The sequence below is a fragment of the Rhizobium sp. BK456 genome (genome assembly GCF_014194045.1).
GTDB lineage: Bacteria > Pseudomonadota > Alphaproteobacteria > Rhizobiales > Rhizobiaceae > Rhizobium > Rhizobium redzepovicii.
Genome location: NZ_JACIAO010000009.1, coordinates 101,588 through 118,789, shown reverse-complemented (window position 1 = coordinate 118,789; position 17,202 = coordinate 101,588). Strand labels below are relative to the sequence as shown.

Sequence of the window (17,202 nt, the reverse complement as noted above, 5' to 3'; positions counted from 1 at the left end):
CTCACTCTGCTGCCTGGAGAGCTGCGCGCCCCGCAGCCCATCGGTTGGTCGGGAAAGGTAGGCCGAGGTTTTCCCGCAGCGTCTTGCCTTCATAGGCGGTGCGGAACAGGCCGCGGCGCTGCAGTTCCGGGATGACCAGATCGACGAAGTCATCGAGCGCGGTGGGAAGCCAGGGCGGCAGAATGTTGAAGCCGTCGGCGGCTTCGTTCTCGAACCATTGCTGCAGCGTGTCGGCGATCTGCTCGGCGGTGCCGACGATGGTGTAGTGGCCGCGGGCCGATGCGATCCACTGATAGAGCTGGCGGATGGTGAAGTTATTTTCGTCGGCGATCTGGCGGATGAGGGCCTGGCGGCTCTTCATGCCTTCGGTCGGCGGCGCCGGCGGCAGCGGCCCGTCGAGATCATAGCCGTGCAGGTCGAGCGTGCCGCCGGTCAGGCCGTTGAGGAGGCCGATCCCATCCTCTTCGACGATGAGCGAGGTCAGGCGATCATACTTCTCCCGCGCCTCGGCTTCGGTCCTGCCGACGAAGGCGGAGACGCCGGGCATGACCAGGATGTGATCGGGATTGCGGCCGAGGCCGCGGGCGCGCGCCTTGATATCCCGGTAGAATTCCTGGGCGGTTTCGATGTGCTGATGGGCGGTGAAGATGACTTCGGCCGTTGCCGCGGCAAGCCCGCGCCCGTCGTCCGACTGCCCGGCCTGGACGATAACAGGATGTCCCTGGGGCGAGCGCGAGACGTTGAGCGGACCGCGCACGCTGAAATGCTCGCCGCGATGGTCGGTATCGTGCAGCTTCGCCGGATCGAAGAACACGCCGCTCTCCTTGTCGCGGATGAAGGCGTCGTCCTCGAAGCTCTCCCAGAGTTTGCGGACGACGTCGACATGTTCGGCAGCACGGCGATAGCGCTCGGCATGCGGAAGCTGGGTGTCGCGATTGAAATTCTGCGCCGTGAGGTCGCCCGTCGTGGTGACGACATTCCAGCCGGCGCGGCCCTCCGAGATCAGATCGAGCGAAGCGAATTTGCGGGCGGTCGTATAAGGTTCCTCATAGGTGGTCGAGGAGGTGGCGATAAAGCCGAGATGGGTGGTCAGAGGCGCGAGTGCGGAAAACAAGGTGACGGGCTCGAAGCCTGCGACACGAGCATTGCCGCCTTCGCGTGCGCCGCCAAAACCGACGGCCAGCCCATCGGCCAGGAAGTAGGCATCGAAGAGGCCGCGCTCAGCCGTCAGGGCGAGTTGCTTGTGAAACTCGAAACTGGTGGCGCCGTCGGCCGGCTGGTCGGGATGGCGCCACGAGGCGACGTGCTGACCGCCACCGGGGAGAAATGCTCCAAGCCTGATTTTCCGTGTCATTTCGCGTCCTCTCCGTTTGCCGTTGATCGCCCGGTCTTATTCAAGGCCAAGGCATAGATAGGCTGTCAGGACGCTAAACTACGTTTTCCATAAATTTTATAGAGAAACTACATTTCATAATTTCGGAGGAAGCGTGAATAGTTTTGCGGGATCGGCTTGAATCTGGAAATCGACGATCGCGGCGGCCAACAAGAGATATCTCTTGCGGCGGTCTTTTATCTTTCCATGTCGGACAGGTCGACGAGTGGCGTCCTGCCTTAGCGTGACATGATTTGGCGTCAGCCTCGTTTTGGCCGGGCCGGGGCATGCTCCAAGCCGGCGGCAGCCTTCTTCAGGCAGTCGAGATAGCGGTCCCGGTTGGCGATGCCGTCGTCGCGCGGGGTGACGAGGCAGAGCGTTGCGGCGGCATGGCCTTCCTCGCCGCGCACCGGCACGGCAAAACAATGGGTAAAGCTGTCGACGATGCTATTGAAGGTGAAGAGGCCTTCGCGCTCGGCCTGGCGCACCTCGGCGATGAAGGTCTGGGGCTCGAGCCATTCGCCGCCCGGTAGGCGGAAATCCTGCGGCGGAATGAAATTCAGAATGTCCTGATCCGAAAGATGCGCAACCAGCAGCCGTCCCGACGCCGTCCACGGGATCGGCACCGACTGGCCGACATCGGTCGAAATGCGGAACGGCCGCGCGCCTTCGCGCATGCGCACCACCGTATACCGGTTGCCATCCAGCATGCAGAACTGCGCCGTCTCCCGTGTCTCGTCGGCAAGCCGTTCCAGCGTCGCCTCGCATTCGCGGGTGAAATCGAAATGATTTTCATAGGCGGCGCCGAGGAAATAGAGTTTGCGGCCGAGATAGACCCGTCCCTCGCCGCCGGTGAATTCGAGAATGCCGTTGCTCAGCAGCAGGTTGACGAGCTCGTAGACCGAGGAGCGCGGCGCGCCGATCTGCGCTGCGATTTCGTTCGGCTTCAGCGCCTGCCGTTTCTGGCGCAGGAAATCGAGGATTTCGAAGGCGCGGTCGAGCCCGCGGGCGCGTTTGCCGGCTGCTTCGTCCTGAACTGCATCCATTGCTGTCGATCCCAATTTCTGTTCGGCCAAGCTTTTCAAATCCTCCGCCGCATCTGTCAACCGACCTCCGTGATTTCGCAGCAGACGAAAATTTTTTTCACCCCTCTTGCGAGGTAGAAAAATCGGCATAAGATCGCCTCGTCCGGTATAAAGATCATGTGTACAATATATTGGACATTGATGGCAGGCCGTCAAGGCTGCCGCACAAAAAAGGGGATCGACATGAAGAATTTTGAAAACAGCATTTCCGCTTCACTGCGCCGCCGCCTTCTCGCCGGTGCCGCCGCTGCCGCGGCCCTCCTCGTCTTTTCCACTGGCACGGCCTCGGCCGCCGCCAATTGCATCAAGGGCGATAGGAAAGCGCCCTATACGATCGGCTGGGCGAACATCTATTCGGTGCCGACCTGGATGAAGCAGACCGAAGGCACCATCACGGCCGAGGTGGAGGAACTGAAGAAGGGGGGTCTCGTCAAGGACCTGATGATCACCGACGCGCAGGGCAACGCCCAGACGCAGATCCAGCATATCCAGTCGATGATCGACGCCAATGTCGACGCCATCGTCGTCATCGCCGGCTCCTCCAACGCGCTCGACCGCGTCATTTCGGATGCCTGCGAGAAGGGCATCGCCGTCGTCAATTTCGACAGCCTTGTGAACACCGACAAGGTGACGGCGAAGATCAACACCGATTCCAACGAATGGGGTGCGACCGCTGCCAAGTGGATGGTCAGCCAGCTAGGCGGCAAGGGCAAGATCATCATCATGAACGGCCCGGCCGGCATTTCGGTGAGTGATGATCGCCGCAAGGGTGCCCAGCCGGTCCTCGACGCCAATCCGGGTCTGCAGGTGATTACCGAGACCAATACCGAATATAACGTTGCGCCCGCACAGGAAGCGATGACCAGCCTGCTCTTCGCCAATCCCGATATCGACGGCGTGCTGTCGCTCGGCGGCGCGCTGTCGGCCGGTTCCGTCCTCGCCTTTGAGCGCCAGGGCCGCGACCAGGTGCCGACGACGGGCGAAAACGCCCGGCAGTTTCTGGAGCTGTGGAAGGAGAAGGGCCTGAAGGGCTGGGCGACGATGCAGCCGAACTGGCTCGGCGCGCTCTCCGTCTATACCGCCGTGCAGGCGCTGCAAGGCAAGGACGTGCCCGCTTTCGTCAAGGTGCCGCTTCCCGTCATCGACGACAGCACCATCGGCAGCTACCTCGCCCGGGCCGACAAGTTTCCGGCCGACGGCTATATCTACTCGGATTACGACCAGGCGCTCTTCGACAAGCTGCTGGCCAAGTAATCCCGAGCTGAGGACACCGTCATGACGGAAGAACGGCCCCTGCTGGAAGCCCGGCAGGTGTTCAAGGGATTTTTCGGCAATCCCGTTTTGAAGGGCGTCGACGTCGCCCTTCTGCCGGGCAGGGTTCACGCCCTGCTCGGTGAAAACGGCGCCGGCAAGTCGACGCTGATCAATCTCCTGTCCGGCGCCCTTCAGCCGGACAGCGGCTCCATCCTCATCGACGGCAAGCCTGTCGGGCGTTTCAGCCCGGCGGCGGCGCGCGCGGCCGGCATCGCCGTGGTTCAGCAGGAGCTGAGCCTGACGGCCAGCCTGTCGATTGCCGAAAACATCGGAACCGGCGCCTTTCCGCGCCGGTTCGGCCTGATCGACTATCGAGCGCTGCATCGCGGCGTACGAGAGGTCTGCGACATGGTCGGGCTCACCGAACCGCTCGACATGCCGGTCGCCGATCTGGCCCTTGGCCGCCGTCAGGTGGTCGAGATCGCCAAGGCGCTGTTCCGCAAGCCGCGCGTGCTCATTCTGGACGAGCCGACCTCATCGCTCTCCGCCCATGAAGCCGGCATCCTTGCCCGTCTCATCGAAACGCTCAAGGGTCGCGGCACCGCCCTTCTCTATATTTCCCACCGGCTCAACGAGGTGCAGGCGCTCTGCTCGCATGTCACGGTGCTGAAGGACGGCGGCGTCACGGCCGACCAGTCGCTCTCCGGCATCGACGGCGAGGGGCTGGTCCGCCTGATGGTCGGCCGCGAGACCGGTGACCTGTTCCCGCCGCGTGTCGCCGCCAAGCCCGGCGCGACGCGCATCAGCGTCGAGGATTTTTCCGCCGGCATGGTGCGCCATATCGGCTTCTCCGCCCGCGCTGGCGAGATCGTCGGTATCGGCGGGCTGGTGGGACAAGGCCAGGAAGACCTGCTGCTCGGCCTCTATGGCGCGATTCCCGCGTCTGCTGCCCGGGCGGAAGTATCGGGAAATCCCGGTCTGCCCGCAAACGTCGGCGCGGCGAATGCGGCGGGCATCGTCTATGTGCCGGCCGACCGCAAACATGAGGGATTGGTGCTACCCCACTCCATCGCCGCCAATCTCATCCTGCCCTCGCTCGGACGGCTCGCCCGCAAGGGGCTGCGCGACCTGACGGCGGAAAGCGGCCTGGTCGCCGATCTTGCCCGGCGGCTGACGATCAAGGGCGATACGGCCCGCCTGGTGCAGGCGCTTTCCGGCGGCAACCAGCAGAAAGTGGCGCTCGCCAAATGGCTGCCGCTCGATCCTTCCATTCTGCTCCTCAACGATCCGACGCGCGGTGTCGACATCGAGACCAAGCGGGAAATCTACCTGATGCTGCGCGCCTTCGCCGCCGAGGGGCGGCTCGTCATTCTCGTCAGTTCCGATACGCCGGAGCTCGTCCATCTCTGTGACCGCGTCGTGGTTCTGCGCGAGGGGCGCGTTGCCGCGACGCTCTCGGGCGATGCGATCAGCGAAGGCGCGATCGTCGGTGCGGCCATGGGTATTGCGGCTGCGACGCAGGGAGAGGCGGCATGAGCACGATTGCGTCCTCCCGGCTCTACGGTTCGATCCAGCTCCGCCGCAACCGCGGCCTCGCCGGCCTCTATCTCGTCGTTGCCGGCTTTCTCATCCTCTATGCGGTGCTCTTTCCCGGCATCCTGTCCGTCGGCGGTTTCTCCAAATTCACGCAGAACTGGTTTCCGCTGGCGCTCGTCACCATGGCGCAGGCGCTGCTGATGCTGAACGGCGGCATCACCCTGGCGATCGGCCCACTCGTCAGCCTCGGAGCGGTGATCGCGGCGACGACGATGCAAGGGGTGCTCGGCGTGCCGGGCGGCATTCTGGCTGTCGCGCTCGCCGGCCTTTCGATCGGCGCCATCATCGGCGCCATCGTGACGCATCTGAGGCTGCCGGCAATCATCGTCACGCTGGCCGGTTCCTTCATCATCGGCGGCGTCGCGCTGATCCTGCTGCCGCGGCCGGGCGGGTTCATTCCCGATTGGCTGTCGACGGCGCTTGCCGGCCACACGCCCATCGCCTTCCTGCTGCTGGTCGTCATCCTCACGCTCTGGAAAGCCTTTCTGGCAACGCCGCTCGGCCTCGGCATCTATGCGGCCGGCGACAACCCGGTCGGCGCATTCCGCTCCGGTGTCCCGGTCGAACGGGTGAGGGTCGCTGCCTTCGCGCTCTCCGGCCTGCTTGCGGCGCTGACCGGCCTCTTCGTCGCGGCGCAGACCGGCTCGGGCGATCCCGTGATCGGCACACCCTTCACGCTGAATTCGATCGCCGCGGCCGTGCTCGGCGGTGTCGGCTTCCTTGGCGGCAAGGGCACGATGCGCGGCGCGATCTGCGGCAGCCTGCTGCTCTCGGTGATGATCAACGTGATGTTCTTCCTCGGCTTTCCGCCGGTCGCGCAATATGTCGCGCAAGGATTGATCATCGTCGGCGCGGTCGCCGTGCCGGAACTTGTTAAGGGTTGGAGGGCAAGGCGATGAACATCATCCGGTCCGCATTTCGCAATCCGCCGCTGCTTACCTTCCTTCTGGTCGCGCTCGTCTGGATCGTCGCAAGCGTCACCTTGCGCGGTTTCGGCGCCTACGGCCATCTGCGCTACCTCCTCGAACTCGCCGCGGTGATCGGCATCGTCGCGGCCGGCCAGACGCTCGTCATCCTGATGGGCGGCATCGATCTTTCGGTCGGCGCTGTTATCACAGTCACGGCGATCCTATTGCCGCTGATCTCGCCGGCCTGGGATCCGACCGGCCTTGCCGGCATCGCGGTGGGCCTTGCCATCGCCACCGGCATCGGCCTGATGAACGGTGCGGGCGCTGCCTATCTGCGCGTGCCGCCGATCATCATGACGCTTGCCATGGCGACTTTCCTGCAGGGCCTGCTGGTCATCGTCGCCGGCGGCAGCGCCGTCACCGTCAGCAATCCGGCCGTCATCCTGCTCGGGCAGGCGCGGCCGCTCGGCATCCCCTCGGGCATCTTGCTGTGGCTCGCCGTATCGATCGTCGTCCTGCTGCTCGTCCACCGCATGCCGATCGGCGCCCGGTTCCTGGCGCTCGGGGCAAACCCGCTCGCCGCCCGGCTTTCCGGCGTCAGCATCACCCGTAACACGCTGATCGTCCATACCCTGTCCGGCTTCTTCGCCGGGCTTGCGGGCATTCTCGTGCTGGGCATGAACCGGCAGGGTTATGTCGGCATCGGCGACCCCTATCTGCTGACCTCGATCGCCGCCGTCGTGCTCGGCGGCACCTCCATCCTCGGCGGCCGCGGCACCTATGCCGGCACTATCCCGGGGGCGATCCTGCTTGTCACCACGACGGCGCTGATCACCGTCGTCAATGCCTCGCCCGGCTGGCGCTCGATCATGTTCGGCACGCTGATCCTCGCCCTGCTGCTCGTTTCCGGCCGCGAGGCGCGCCGATGACGAAGTGCTATGACGGGCCGGTGATCGACCCGCACCACCATCTCTGGGACCTCAGCCTGCAGCGCCACCCCTGGCTTGAGAAGGCGCGGGCTTCCGGCGAGGAGATGGTGGTGGGAAACCTCGGACCGATCCTGCGTGATTACGGCATCGACGATTATCGCGCCGATGCTGCGCGACAGAACGTCATTGCGACGGTGCATGTGGAGGCCGGCTGGTCGGTTGCCTACCCGCTGGAAGAGAGCCGCTGGCTTGAGGGTCTCGACCGCAGTTCCGGCGTGGCCCGCCGTTATGTCGCCCGCGTTCCCCTCGACGGTCCGGATGCCGCGCGCCTGCTCGAGGCGGAAGCGGAAAACCCCAACGTCGTCGGCATCCGCGATATTCTGAGCTGGCATCCCGATGTGGCGAAGCGTTTTGCATCGCGTCCGGATCGCATGGCCGATCCCGCCTGGCGCGCGGGGCTTGCCCATGCCACGCGGCTCGGGCTGGTCTGCGACCTGATGCTCTATCCCTGGCAGATGGCTGAGGCGCTCGATCTGGTGCAGGCTTTTCCCGACACGCTTTTCGTGCTCAACCACGGCGGCAGCCCTGCCGACCGGACGAAGGACGGCATGGCGCTCTGGTATCGCGGCCTGCGGGCGCTCGGCGGCGCGCCCAACGTGCGCGTGAAGATTTCCGACCTTGTCGCCTATGACCATGCGTGGACGCTCGACAGCCTGCGACCGGTGATCGAACATTGCCTCGATTGTTTCGGTCCGGCGCGGTCGATGTTTGCCAGCGACTTCCCGGTCGCGGGTCTGCATGCTTCTTTCGACGAGGTCTATCAGACTTTTCGCACGGTTGCCGCTGAGCTCTCTCTCGACGAGCAGCGCGCCTTGTTCTTTGCCACAGCCAACGATAGCTATCGCCTAGGCTTGGACGATCCGGCCGGGATCGGCAGAGGCCGCCATGTCTGATCTTCATGCTGCGATGGACGATATGGTGCTCGATGAGCGGGTGCGAGGCTTTCCGCCGGGCCATCCGCAGTTGCCGCTTGCGGCAGTGGGAGCGCAGGGATGGAAACCTTATGACGGTAGGATGGCGCTGCCGCTGATCTCGCTCGACCGGCAGGCCTTCGCCAGTAATGTCGACTTGATGATGGCCTATGTGAAGAGCTATGGCGCCGAAATCGCGCCGCACGCCAAGACGCCGATGTCGACGGCGCTGGCAGCGGCGCTTCTGGCCGCGGGCGCCTGGGGCACGACCGTCGCCGATATCCGCCAGGCCGCCGTCATGCTCAAGGCGGGACAGCGACGGCTGATCCTTGCCAACGAGATCGGCGGGATCGCCGCCGCCCGCCGGCTTGCGGCCCTGCTCGGCCATTATCCCGATGCGAAATTGCATGTTTTCGTGGATTCGACGCCGCTCGTCGCGGCACTCCGGTCCGCATGGCAGGAGCGCGCGGATCTGCCGCCTCTCGGCCTGCTGGTGGAGTTCGGCGCCGGCCGCGCCGGTCTGCGCAGCACCGACGCCGCGGCGGCAGTTCTCGACGCGATCCTGGCGGTGGAGACGCCGGCCTTCCGGCTGACCGGTATCGCCGCCTATGAGGGTGCGGCCGCGACCGCCAATGCGGAAGAGACGATGCTTCGTATCGACGCGCTGATGGCGATGATACCCGATTTCCTGCCGAAGATACGGGCCCGCATCGGCAAGGAACGGCCGCTGCTTCTGACATCAGGCGGCTCGGTGTTTTTCGATGTCGTGGTGGCGCGGCTTTCAGCGGCCGTCGCGGCCGATCCCGCCTGCCGGCTCGTGCTGCGCAGCGGCGCGATCTTCTTTCACGATCACGGCATCTACGAACGCGGCCTTGCCGGCCTCGATGCACGCGGCGGTCTGCGCATTGGCGACAAGACGGTTTCCGCGGCGGCGGGTTTCCGTCCGGCGCTCAGGGTCTGGGCCGAAGTCCTCTCGCGGCCGGAGCCACAGCTTGCGATTTCAGGCATGGGCATGCGCGACGTGGCGATGGACCAGGGCCTGCCGCGGCCTTTGGCGCTCTATCGCAATGGCGCATATCTCTGCAATTTCGAAAGCGCCGAGGTTTTCCGCCTCAACGATCAGCATGCCTTCCTGACTCTTGCCGAGGATAGCGACGTCTCGGTCGGCGACGTCGTCGAGTTCGGCATTTCGCATCCCTGCACCTGCCTCGACCGGCATGCAATCCTCTATGGCCTCGATCCGGATCATTCGGTGACGGCCGCCTATCTCACAAGCTTCGGCTGAATTCTCCCTGCAAAAACCAAGAAAAGGAAAAGCTGCATGATCCAGCGTTATCAGAAGGGCCCGCGTATGAGCCAGGCCGTCAGCTACGGAGGTCTCGTCTATATTGCCGGCCAGGTCGCGGAAAATCGCAAGGCCGGCATCGAGGAGCAGACCCGCGATGTGCTCGGCAAGATCGACGCCCTTTTGAAGGAAGCCGGCACCGATCGCTCGCATCTCCTCGCGGTCAACGTCTTCCTGCCGGCGATTACCGATTTCGAGGCGATGAACGGCGTTTATGACAGCTGGATCGACATCGAAAACCCGCCGGCGCGTGCCTGCACCGAAGCGCGCTTGGCCGACCCGGACCTGCGCGTCGAAATGACCGCGGTCGCGGCGCTGTAACTGCGCGGCAACCGCCCCGCACTGGAGGGACCATGCATAGCGGCCTCGTCAATCCGATCGACTTTTCGCGTGAGGGCCGGCAGGCCGGCCATCTCGCCATTCCCTATTCGATCGACCGTTCGCCCTATTATCAGATCCGCGTTCCGATCCTTTGCCTGAGAAATGGCGAGGGGCCGTCTTTGCTACTGATGGCCGGCAATCACGGCGACGAATATGAGGGCGAACTGCAGCTCGGCCGGCTGATGCGCCTGCTTGACGTCACCGCAATCCGCGGCGCCGTCACCATCCTGCCGATGGCGAACCTGCCGGCGGTGATGGCGGCCAAACGTTGCTCGCCCTTCGACGGCGGCAACCTCAACCGGGCTTTTCCCGGCGATCCCGCGGGGGCGCCAACGGCGCGCCTGGCGCATTTCCTCGAACACGAACTCTTCCCGCGCCATGACGTCATGTTCGACCTGCATTCGGGCGGCACGTCGATGGCGCACCTGCCCTGCACGCTGATCGAGCGGCAGGCCGACGCCATCCGCTTCGAGCGGTCGGTCGCGCTGATGCGGGCGATGGGCGCGTCGCATGCCTTCATCGCCGACAATGGCCCGGCGGCGCCGACATCGATGGGGGCTGCGGCCAGGGCCGGTATCGTCGGTCTTTCCGGCGAGTTCGGCGGCGGCGGAACGGTGACGCCTGCGACGATGGCCTTCACGGCGGCAGCGATCGACCGACTGCTTGTAACCCTCGGCATTGTCGGGCGTCCGGTTCTCTCCCGCACGCCGCTTGCCGAACCGGGGCCGCTGCAACTCCTCTCGCTATCCCGGCACAGCCAGGGAATCTACGCCGATCGCAGAGGCTGGTTCGAGCCGGCCGCTGCCCTTGGCGCCACGGTTTCGGCCGGCGATCTGGCCGGATGGTATCATGACTTGGAATGCCTGGAGCAGTCGGAGGAAGAGCTGCGCTTTGCCGAGGACGGTATGGTCATTTCCCACCGTCTGCATTGCGACAGCCAGGCCGGTGACTGCCTGATCCAGGTCGCCGAACCGATTTCCGCTTAGAGAAGCCCGTCGACCGCCGCCTTGACCCAATCGAGACGTTTGGCCGGGATCAGGCCGTAATTGTAGAAGTTGACGCCATTAGCGCCAGCGTCGACGGCAGCTTTGGCGCGAGCCGCCAGCACCGCGGCTTCACCGACCTCGGGATAGAAGACGCGCAGGCCGACACCGAGGAATTTCTCCGATCCAAGTGCTGCCCGGCCGGCGCGGATGACATCACCGACGGCATCCGGCGTCATGTCGTAGCAGCAGAGGATCGCCCCGTCGCAGAGCTTGCCGACAGCTGAGAGATCGACGCCGCCGAGCCAGCCGTCCTTCAGGTCGATCAGCACGATCCGGCTCGCCGGATCGGCCGCCGCCTTGATCTCGCCGATCAGGCTGGTCACCGGTTCGCTGCGCCAGGCGAGATAGGCGTGTAAATCCGGATGGTCGCGGAAGGCATCGATGCCGGCCGCCGGAAAATCCGGGAACTGGCATTCCGGGATATCACGTTCGCAGAGTTCGGCGATGAAACGCGCAACAGTTCGGCGTGCACCTTCGGCCGGCACGCCGGCCTTTGCGGCGCGCGCCGCGCAATGATCGCAGAAGCAGAGCGACAGCAGAAAATCGTCTTCGGTGTTGAGGCCGACGCCGTCTTTCTCGTGATGGTATTCATGCGCGAAGCCCATGAAGTTCGGGCTTTCGAGCTCCACCATATCCGGCTGGTAATTCACGGTGATGTCGCGGACAAGGGTGACGGCATAGGCGCGCGCCGCCGGGCTGGAAGGGCAGAGATTGTAATAGTTGGGATTGCCGAAGGCGTTGCGCGTCACGTGATCAGGATGCAGCATGCCGAGACGGCTGTTGTGGAGGCAGACCGTCCAGCAGGAGACCTTGAGACCGGTCGCGTCGCGTCCCCTGACCAGCGCCTCCAGCATGTCGCCGCGCTCGGTGACATTCGCCGCCATCAGCGGCCGGATCAGCTTGTCCTGCCACAGGCTCTCGTCCGGCCGGAAGTAGACCGTCCCGTCCTCGGGAAAATAGGCCTTCTGCCGCGGGCTGCGCGGCTGGAGAAAGCGGCCGGCATGATAGGAGGTCGCCATGCTGATCGTGTTGAGGCCTGCCCGGTTGCGAAGCTCTCCGGCAATCGCATCGAGCCCCTGGTCTTGGATATCCCAGGGGTAAGTCCACATGGAAAGGTGCATGGCGCGCTCCGGTTCAAGTCTGTCCGCTTTATAGAACATGTGTCCATAATAGTGTCCAGGCTCGTTTGAACGCGGAGGGCGGCGCGAAAGCCGCCCATCCTGCCCTGTCAGCGGCTGATCGTTGCCTGCAGCGCCTCGATGGAGGATTGGATGCCGGCCTCGGTCGACATGGTGAAGTCTTCCATCTCGAGGCTGACCCAGCCGTCGTAGCCGACCATCCTGACGACCGAGAAGAATTCCTTCCACCACTGCAGGTCATGGCCAGCGCCGACGGCGACGTAATTCCAGGTACGGTTGGCGACGTCGGTCACGTCCTTCAGCTCCAGAAGACCATTGATGTCGGCAAGGCCCCGCTCGATACGCGTGTCCTTGCCGTGGCAATGATGGATTGCGCTTCCGAGCGCGCGTGCCGCGGCAATCGGATCGGCGCCCTTCCAGAACAGATGGCTCGGATCGAGGTTCATGCCGACCGCCGGACCGACCTCGTTGCGCAGACGGAACAGGGTTTCCGGGTTCCAGACGAGCATCGCCGAGAAGTTTTCCAGCGCGTATCGCTCGACCCCGACTTCCCGCGCGAGCTTGACCAGATCATGCCAGAGCGGGAAGGCGCGATCTTCCCACTGGTAGCGGTCGCGTTCCGGCATCTCGTCCGGCCAGCTTTTGGTATAGACGAGCCAGTTCGGCACGCTGTCTCCGGGGGCGGCTTCCGGCAGGCCGGACATGGTGACGATCGTCTTGATGCCGATTTCGCCGGCAAGACGGATCGTCTGTTCCATTTCCTTGCGGTGGCGCTTGCCCATCTCGCCGGGATCGAGCGGGTTAGCCGAGCAGTTCAGTGCCGCGATTTCAAGGCCGCGGGCCTCGATTTCCTGAAGCTTGATTTTCAAAAGCCCCTTGTCTTCAAGCAGTTCGTCGGCGCGGAAATGTGGGGCACGCGACCAGCCGCCGCCAGTCATTTCGATGCCCTCGACGCCGAGTTCAACACATTTGTCGAGCATGTCGGTAAATGACAGGTTGCCCATAACGTCGGTGCAAATGGAGAGTTTCATCGTCTCGATCTTTCCTATGGAAATTGAGGGCGCGCCTTTGTGAGAGGGTGGAGGAGATCCCGGCGCGCCCTCGGAGGGAGCTATTTGAAGTCGATCCAGGCCGCGCCCGCATCAGCCGAGCGGACGCAGTTTTCCAGCCAGCGCACGCCTTCGGTGCCGGCTTCGATGCCGGGATAATGGTGGCTCCTGAGGAAGGCTTCGTCGCCGCGGCGTTTGGCATCGATCGCCTGGGCGATCCAGAGGTAGATGTTCGCCCAGCTGTCGCCGAGGCCTTCGGTGTGCAGCGCGCCCATGCGGTCAGCCGCCAGGCTTTCCTCTTCGAGATAGGGCATGCCGTGATGCAGAGTGCGGTTCGGCTCGCCCTGCACTTCATAGATCAGTTGGTCGGGATGGGCGTCCGACCATTCGATCGAGGCCTTGGAGCCGACGAAACGGTAGCGTTGCGAGCCCATGTTGCCGGCATTGACCGAGGATACCCAGAGACGGCCGCGGGCGCCGTTGTCGTAATGCATGAGAACGGTCGCATGGTCTTCGAGCGGCGCGCGGGTCGGAATGAAGGCCTTGCGGTCGCAGAGCAGCTTTTCGATCTTCAGATGCGGCAGCACCACTTCGGAGAGGTAATAGAGGTGGGTGCCGATATCGCCGAGAACGAAGGTCGGGCCGGCGGTTTTCGGATTGGTGCGCCATTTCACCGCCTCGCCGGCGCCGACATCGTCGCCCGCATTGAAGCCGTGGGTATATTGCATGTCGACGATGCGGATCTCGCCGAGCATGCCCTTCTTGACCATCGCCGCCATCTGATGCACCAGCGGATGGCCGGTGAAGCCATAGGTGACGCCGACGATCAGGCCCTTCTCTTCGGCGAGCTTGGTGATCTCGTCGCATTCGGCGACGGTGAAGAATAGCGGCTTTTCGCAGATCACGTGCAGCCCGGCTTCCAGGCACGCCTTGGTGATCTCGTAATGGGTGAAGTTCGGCGTGGCGATCGAGACGACCTCGACGCCGTCCTCGCGCCCGGCCTCCCCGGCGATCAACTCCTTATGGTCGCCGTAGCAGCGGTCGGCGGCGACGCCGATCTTCGTGCCGAAGTCGCGTCCGCGCGCCGCGTCGAGGTCGAAGGCGCCGCAGACGAGCCGGTAGGTGCCGTCCCGCTGGGCGCCGGTTCTATGCTTGTAGCCCACCTGCCCGGTGCGGCCGCCGCCGACCATGCCCCAACGCAAGGGGCGCTCGATGGATCTTTCTCCGTTGATCATCTGATCATTGCTCCTGAAATGGCCTGCCGCGTCATTCCGCCGCCATGGCGGTCGGCAGTGCGTAAAGCTTGGGTTTCGGTATCATGTTGACCGGTTCGAGGCCGCCGCTGGACACGGCCCTGAGAGCGGCATCGGCGACCAGCGTCGCCGCATATCCATCCCAGGTGGAAGGTCCGCCGGCCGTTCCTTTAGAGGCGGCGGCGATCCATTCACGGAATTCCTGGTCGTAGGCCTCGATGAAGCGCTCGCGCCAATCCTCGGGGATCGCCTGGCGAATGCCGTTCAAATCCGAGATCACGGTCGCCGGGCGGTTTGGAAGGGCAGCGACACCCGCCTCGCAGCTGATTTCGCCCCGGATGTCATAGCCATAGGCGACATTTACCGAAATCTCGACATCGACAAGCGCTCCCGAGGCCATGTGCAGGAGCACGAACACCGGATCGCGCAACGCGCCGCCGCGCGAGGACCGGCGTGGCACACGCACCTCCACGCCGGTGATTTCGTCGGAGAGGAGCCAGCGGGAAATGTCCGCGTCATGGACCAGCGTGTCGTTCAGCGGCATCTCCGAGGTGTAGAGCCCTTCGGGAACAGAAGCGTTGCGATGCACAGAGTGGAAGAGCAGCGGCGCGCCGAGTCTGCCGCCGTCGATGACAGCCTTCAGGCGGCGATAATCGGCATCGAAACGACGCATGAAACCCACCTGCACCAGCCGCCGGCCGAACGCCGCTTCCGCCTCCATGACGCGGAGTGCGGCCACCTCGGAGGTCACCAGCGGCTTCTCACAGAACACCGGCTTGCCGGCGGCAATCGAGGCGAGCAGCTGCTCCTCATGCGCCGGCCCCCAGGAGCAGATGATCACGGCCCGCACCTTTTCCGAAGAAATCAGCGCCGAAGGGGTGGCGAACACCTCCGCCCCCGCGGGGGCGGCAGCGGCGGCGCGGGCCTGGTCGATATCGGTAACGCCGACGATTTCGACACCGGAAACGACGTTCGTCAGGCGGCGGATGTGATCCTGACCGATCATACCGGTGCCGATGACGCCAACCTGAAGGGTCATTTCGCCCCCCAGTGCTTATCGATGTAACGCTGCATTTCCGCGCGCATGAAGGTGCCGCTCTGGTCCGCTTTGTCCTCCCAGGCGAAGACGCAGGCGGTCATGATGCCGTCGAAGCCGATCTCGGCGAGCGTGCCGAAGAACGCGTCCCAGGGAACCTCGCCCTGACCGATATTGAGGTGCTGGTGCACCCGGGCGTTGGTGCCGGGCGGATTGAGGATATATCTGAGGCCCGACGAAGCCTTGTGGTTGAACGTGTCGCCGACATGGACATGCGCCAGCACGTCCTTCGCCTCGCGCAGCATCGCCCTGGTATCGTCGCCGAAATAGAAGGTGTGCGGGGCGCAATAGAGGAACTTGACGCTCTTCGAATTGACCGTGCGGATGATGTCGAGCGCCGGCTGCAGCGTCTCGCACCAGTCTTCCGGATGCGGTTCGACATTGAGCTGGATGCCCTCGCGCTCGAAGATCGGCACCAGTTCCTCCATCGAGCGCCACCAGGCATCCTCGCAGGCCTCGATCATCGAGCCGGTGTGGCAGCAATAGCAGGACCCCTTGTCGGGATGCGGGCCACGGCCGAACTCGGAATTCATCACGCCGACTTCCAGCTCGACCGCGATCTCGATGGCGCGTTTCCAGTGCTTGACGGCGGCCTTGCGTTCGGTCTCGTCATTGGACGCCCAGCGGTACATCGGCAGCAGCGAGGCGATCCCGACATCCGCCTCCTTCAGCGAGCGCTTCAATGATTTGATCCGCTCAGGAAAGACGCGCGGCGCCTTGAACCATTCGAGAAAATCTCCGCGTGGCGAGAGCTCGATCCAGTCGTAGCCGAGTTCCTTAACCTTCCCCGGCAACGCCTCGAGTGAGAGATGCCGATGCATGAACGGGTCGATTGCGATCTTCATTTTGACCTCCGGATTCCAGACATGATTTTCCTTCCCCGGCGACGACCTGTTTGTCGCTGCCGGACGCTGTGTGTTTTGCGCTGTGTCGTTTGAGTGCCGTCAGCGGTTACTCAGCCGGCGGCGAATGGCTCTCATGACTTGCAATGTAAGTATCGATTTGGGCTTTGAGATCCGCCATGGTTTCCCCGCCGGCCATCAGGTCGGTAATCTCCTCGCGCGTCTTCTCGCCCCGACGGAAATCGGCGGCGATCGCGCCGCGGATGAGAACGGCGAAGTGATCGCCCACCGCCATCGCATGCATGACCTGGTGGGTGATGAAGATCACCGCCAGACCCCGCCGCTTGGCTTCGTTGACGATCCGCAGCACATGCGCTGCCTGCTTCACGCCGAGAGCGGCCGTCGGTTCGTCAAGGATCAGCACGCGCGCGCCGAAATGCACGGCCCGGGCAATGGCGAGCGACTGGCGTTCGCCGCCTGAAAGCCCGCCGACAAGGCGGTCGCCATCATCAATCCGGGTGATGCCGAAATCCTGCACGGCTTTGACGGCAATCTCATTGGCCTTCCTGCGGTCATAGACCTTGAAAGGACCCCAGCCCTTGGTCGGCTCGACGCCGACGAAGAAGGAGCGGCCGATCGACATCAGTGGAAATGTGCCGCCGAATTGATGCACTGCCGAGATGCCTTTTTCCTGCGCATCGCGCGGCCCGCTGAATTCGACCGGATTGCCGTCCATCAGGATGGCGCCGCGCGACGGTCTGTGGACACCCGCAAGCGTCTTGATCAGCGTCGATTTGCCGGCGCCGTTATCACCGAGCAGGCAGAGCACCTCGCCCGCACGGACCTTGAGCGAGATGTCGTGCAGCACGTCGATCGGGCCGAAGCTCTTGTCGACATTCTGGAGTTCAAGGATCGGAATATTGTCGGACATGGTTG

At 64.0% G+C, this 17,202-nt stretch carries 16 protein-coding genes; 8 read left to right on the top strand and 8 right to left on the bottom strand.

What is annotated here, in order from left to right; translation table 11 throughout:
* Position 1: 1 nt before the first annotated feature.
* Both FHX03_RS24075 and FHX03_RS24070 read right to left on the bottom strand, forming a co-directional pair.
* Complete coding sequence (locus FHX03_RS24075; protein ID WP_097626148.1) at positions 2 to 1,354, bottom strand: LLM class flavin-dependent oxidoreductase; 1,353 nt, start codon at positions 1,352 to 1,354, stop codon at positions 2 to 4.
* Positions 1,355 to 1,632: 278 nt separating this feature from the next.
* Positions 1,633 to 2,418: an IclR family transcriptional regulator gene (locus FHX03_RS24070; RefSeq protein WP_097620086.1), complete on the bottom strand. Its 786-nt coding sequence runs from the start codon at positions 2,416 to 2,418 to the stop codon at positions 1,633 to 1,635.
* 222 nt (positions 2,419 to 2,640) lie between these two features.
* On the opposite strand from FHX03_RS24070, the gene FHX03_RS24065 reads away from it, so the two are divergent.
* Genes FHX03_RS24065 through FHX03_RS24030 form a run of 8 tightly spaced genes read left to right on the top strand, consistent with a single transcriptional unit; the run spans position 2,641 to position 10,827 of the window.
* Positions 2,641 to 3,711, top strand: a complete 1,071-nt coding sequence (locus tag FHX03_RS24065; protein ID WP_183855792.1) for an ABC transporter substrate-binding protein — start codon at positions 2,641 to 2,643, stop codon at positions 3,709 to 3,711.
* Between the two features lie 21 nt (positions 3,712 to 3,732).
* The gene (locus tag FHX03_RS24060) at positions 3,733 to 5,247 is read left to right on the top strand and encodes a sugar ABC transporter ATP-binding protein (protein ID WP_183780047.1); all 1,515 of its coding nucleotides are present in this window, start codon (positions 3,733 to 3,735) and stop codon (positions 5,245 to 5,247) included.
* Positions 5,244 to 6,206, top strand: coding sequence for an ABC transporter permease (locus FHX03_RS24055; protein WP_183780044.1), 963 nt, complete (start codon positions 5,244 to 5,246; stop codon positions 6,204 to 6,206). Before FHX03_RS24060 ends, FHX03_RS24055 begins: the two co-directional genes overlap by 4 nt.
* Positions 6,203 to 7,144, top strand: coding sequence for an ABC transporter permease (locus FHX03_RS24050; RefSeq protein WP_183780041.1), 942 nt, complete (start codon positions 6,203 to 6,205; stop codon positions 7,142 to 7,144). The genes FHX03_RS24055 and FHX03_RS24050 overlap by 4 nt, the downstream gene beginning before the upstream one ends.
* Positions 7,141 to 8,097, top strand: coding sequence for an amidohydrolase family protein (locus FHX03_RS24045; RefSeq protein ID WP_183780038.1), 957 nt, complete (start codon positions 7,141 to 7,143; stop codon positions 8,095 to 8,097). The genes FHX03_RS24050 and FHX03_RS24045 overlap by 4 nt, the downstream gene beginning before the upstream one ends.
* Positions 8,090 to 9,400, top strand: coding sequence for an alanine racemase (locus tag FHX03_RS24040; RefSeq protein WP_183780035.1), 1,311 nt, complete (start codon positions 8,090 to 8,092; stop codon positions 9,398 to 9,400). The genes FHX03_RS24045 and FHX03_RS24040 overlap by 8 nt, the downstream gene beginning before the upstream one ends.
* Positions 9,401 to 9,436: 36 nt before the next feature.
* The gene (locus tag FHX03_RS24035; RefSeq protein ID WP_097626142.1) at positions 9,437 to 9,781 is read left to right on the top strand and encodes a RidA family protein; all 345 of its coding nucleotides are present in this window, start codon (positions 9,437 to 9,439) and stop codon (positions 9,779 to 9,781) included.
* A 32-nt stretch (positions 9,782 to 9,813) separates the two neighbouring features.
* Entirely contained in the window at positions 9,814 to 10,827 is a 1,014-nt protein-coding gene (locus tag FHX03_RS24030) for a succinylglutamate desuccinylase/aspartoacylase family protein (protein WP_183780032.1), read from the top strand.
* On the opposite strand, the gene FHX03_RS24025 is transcribed toward FHX03_RS24030, so the two are convergent.
* The 6 genes from FHX03_RS24025 to FHX03_RS24000 all read right to left on the bottom strand — a co-directional run bounded on the left by FHX03_RS24025 (position 10,824) and on the right by FHX03_RS24000 (position 17,197).
* A complete protein-coding gene (locus FHX03_RS24025; protein ID WP_183855790.1) occupies positions 10,824 to 12,008 on the bottom strand; it encodes a hypothetical protein in 1,185 nt (394 codons plus the stop codon). The two genes, FHX03_RS24030 and FHX03_RS24025, sit on opposite strands and share 4 nt — an antisense overlap.
* Before the next feature lie 107 nt (positions 12,009 to 12,115).
* Positions 12,116 to 13,057 (bottom strand): sugar phosphate isomerase/epimerase family protein, encoded by a 942-nt coding sequence (locus FHX03_RS24020; RefSeq protein ID WP_097626140.1) that lies wholly within the window; start codon positions 13,055 to 13,057, stop codon positions 12,116 to 12,118.
* Positions 13,058 to 13,137: 80 nt separating this feature from the next.
* Positions 13,138 to 14,310 (bottom strand): Gfo/Idh/MocA family protein, encoded by a 1,173-nt coding sequence (locus FHX03_RS24015; RefSeq protein WP_183855788.1) that lies wholly within the window; start codon positions 14,308 to 14,310, stop codon positions 13,138 to 13,140.
* 31 nt (positions 14,311 to 14,341) lie between these two features.
* Entirely contained in the window at positions 14,342 to 15,367 is a 1,026-nt protein-coding gene (locus FHX03_RS24010; RefSeq protein ID WP_183855786.1) for a Gfo/Idh/MocA family oxidoreductase, read from the bottom strand.
* Entirely contained in the window at positions 15,364 to 16,269 is a 906-nt protein-coding gene (locus FHX03_RS24005; protein WP_183855784.1) for a sugar phosphate isomerase/epimerase family protein, read from the bottom strand. Before FHX03_RS24005 ends, FHX03_RS24010 begins: the two co-directional genes overlap by 4 nt.
* Before the next feature lie 106 nt (positions 16,270 to 16,375).
* A complete protein-coding gene (locus FHX03_RS24000) occupies positions 16,376 to 17,197 on the bottom strand; it encodes an ATP-binding cassette domain-containing protein (RefSeq protein ID WP_183855782.1) in 822 nt (273 codons plus the stop codon).
* Positions 17,198 to 17,202 lie beyond the last annotated feature (5 nt).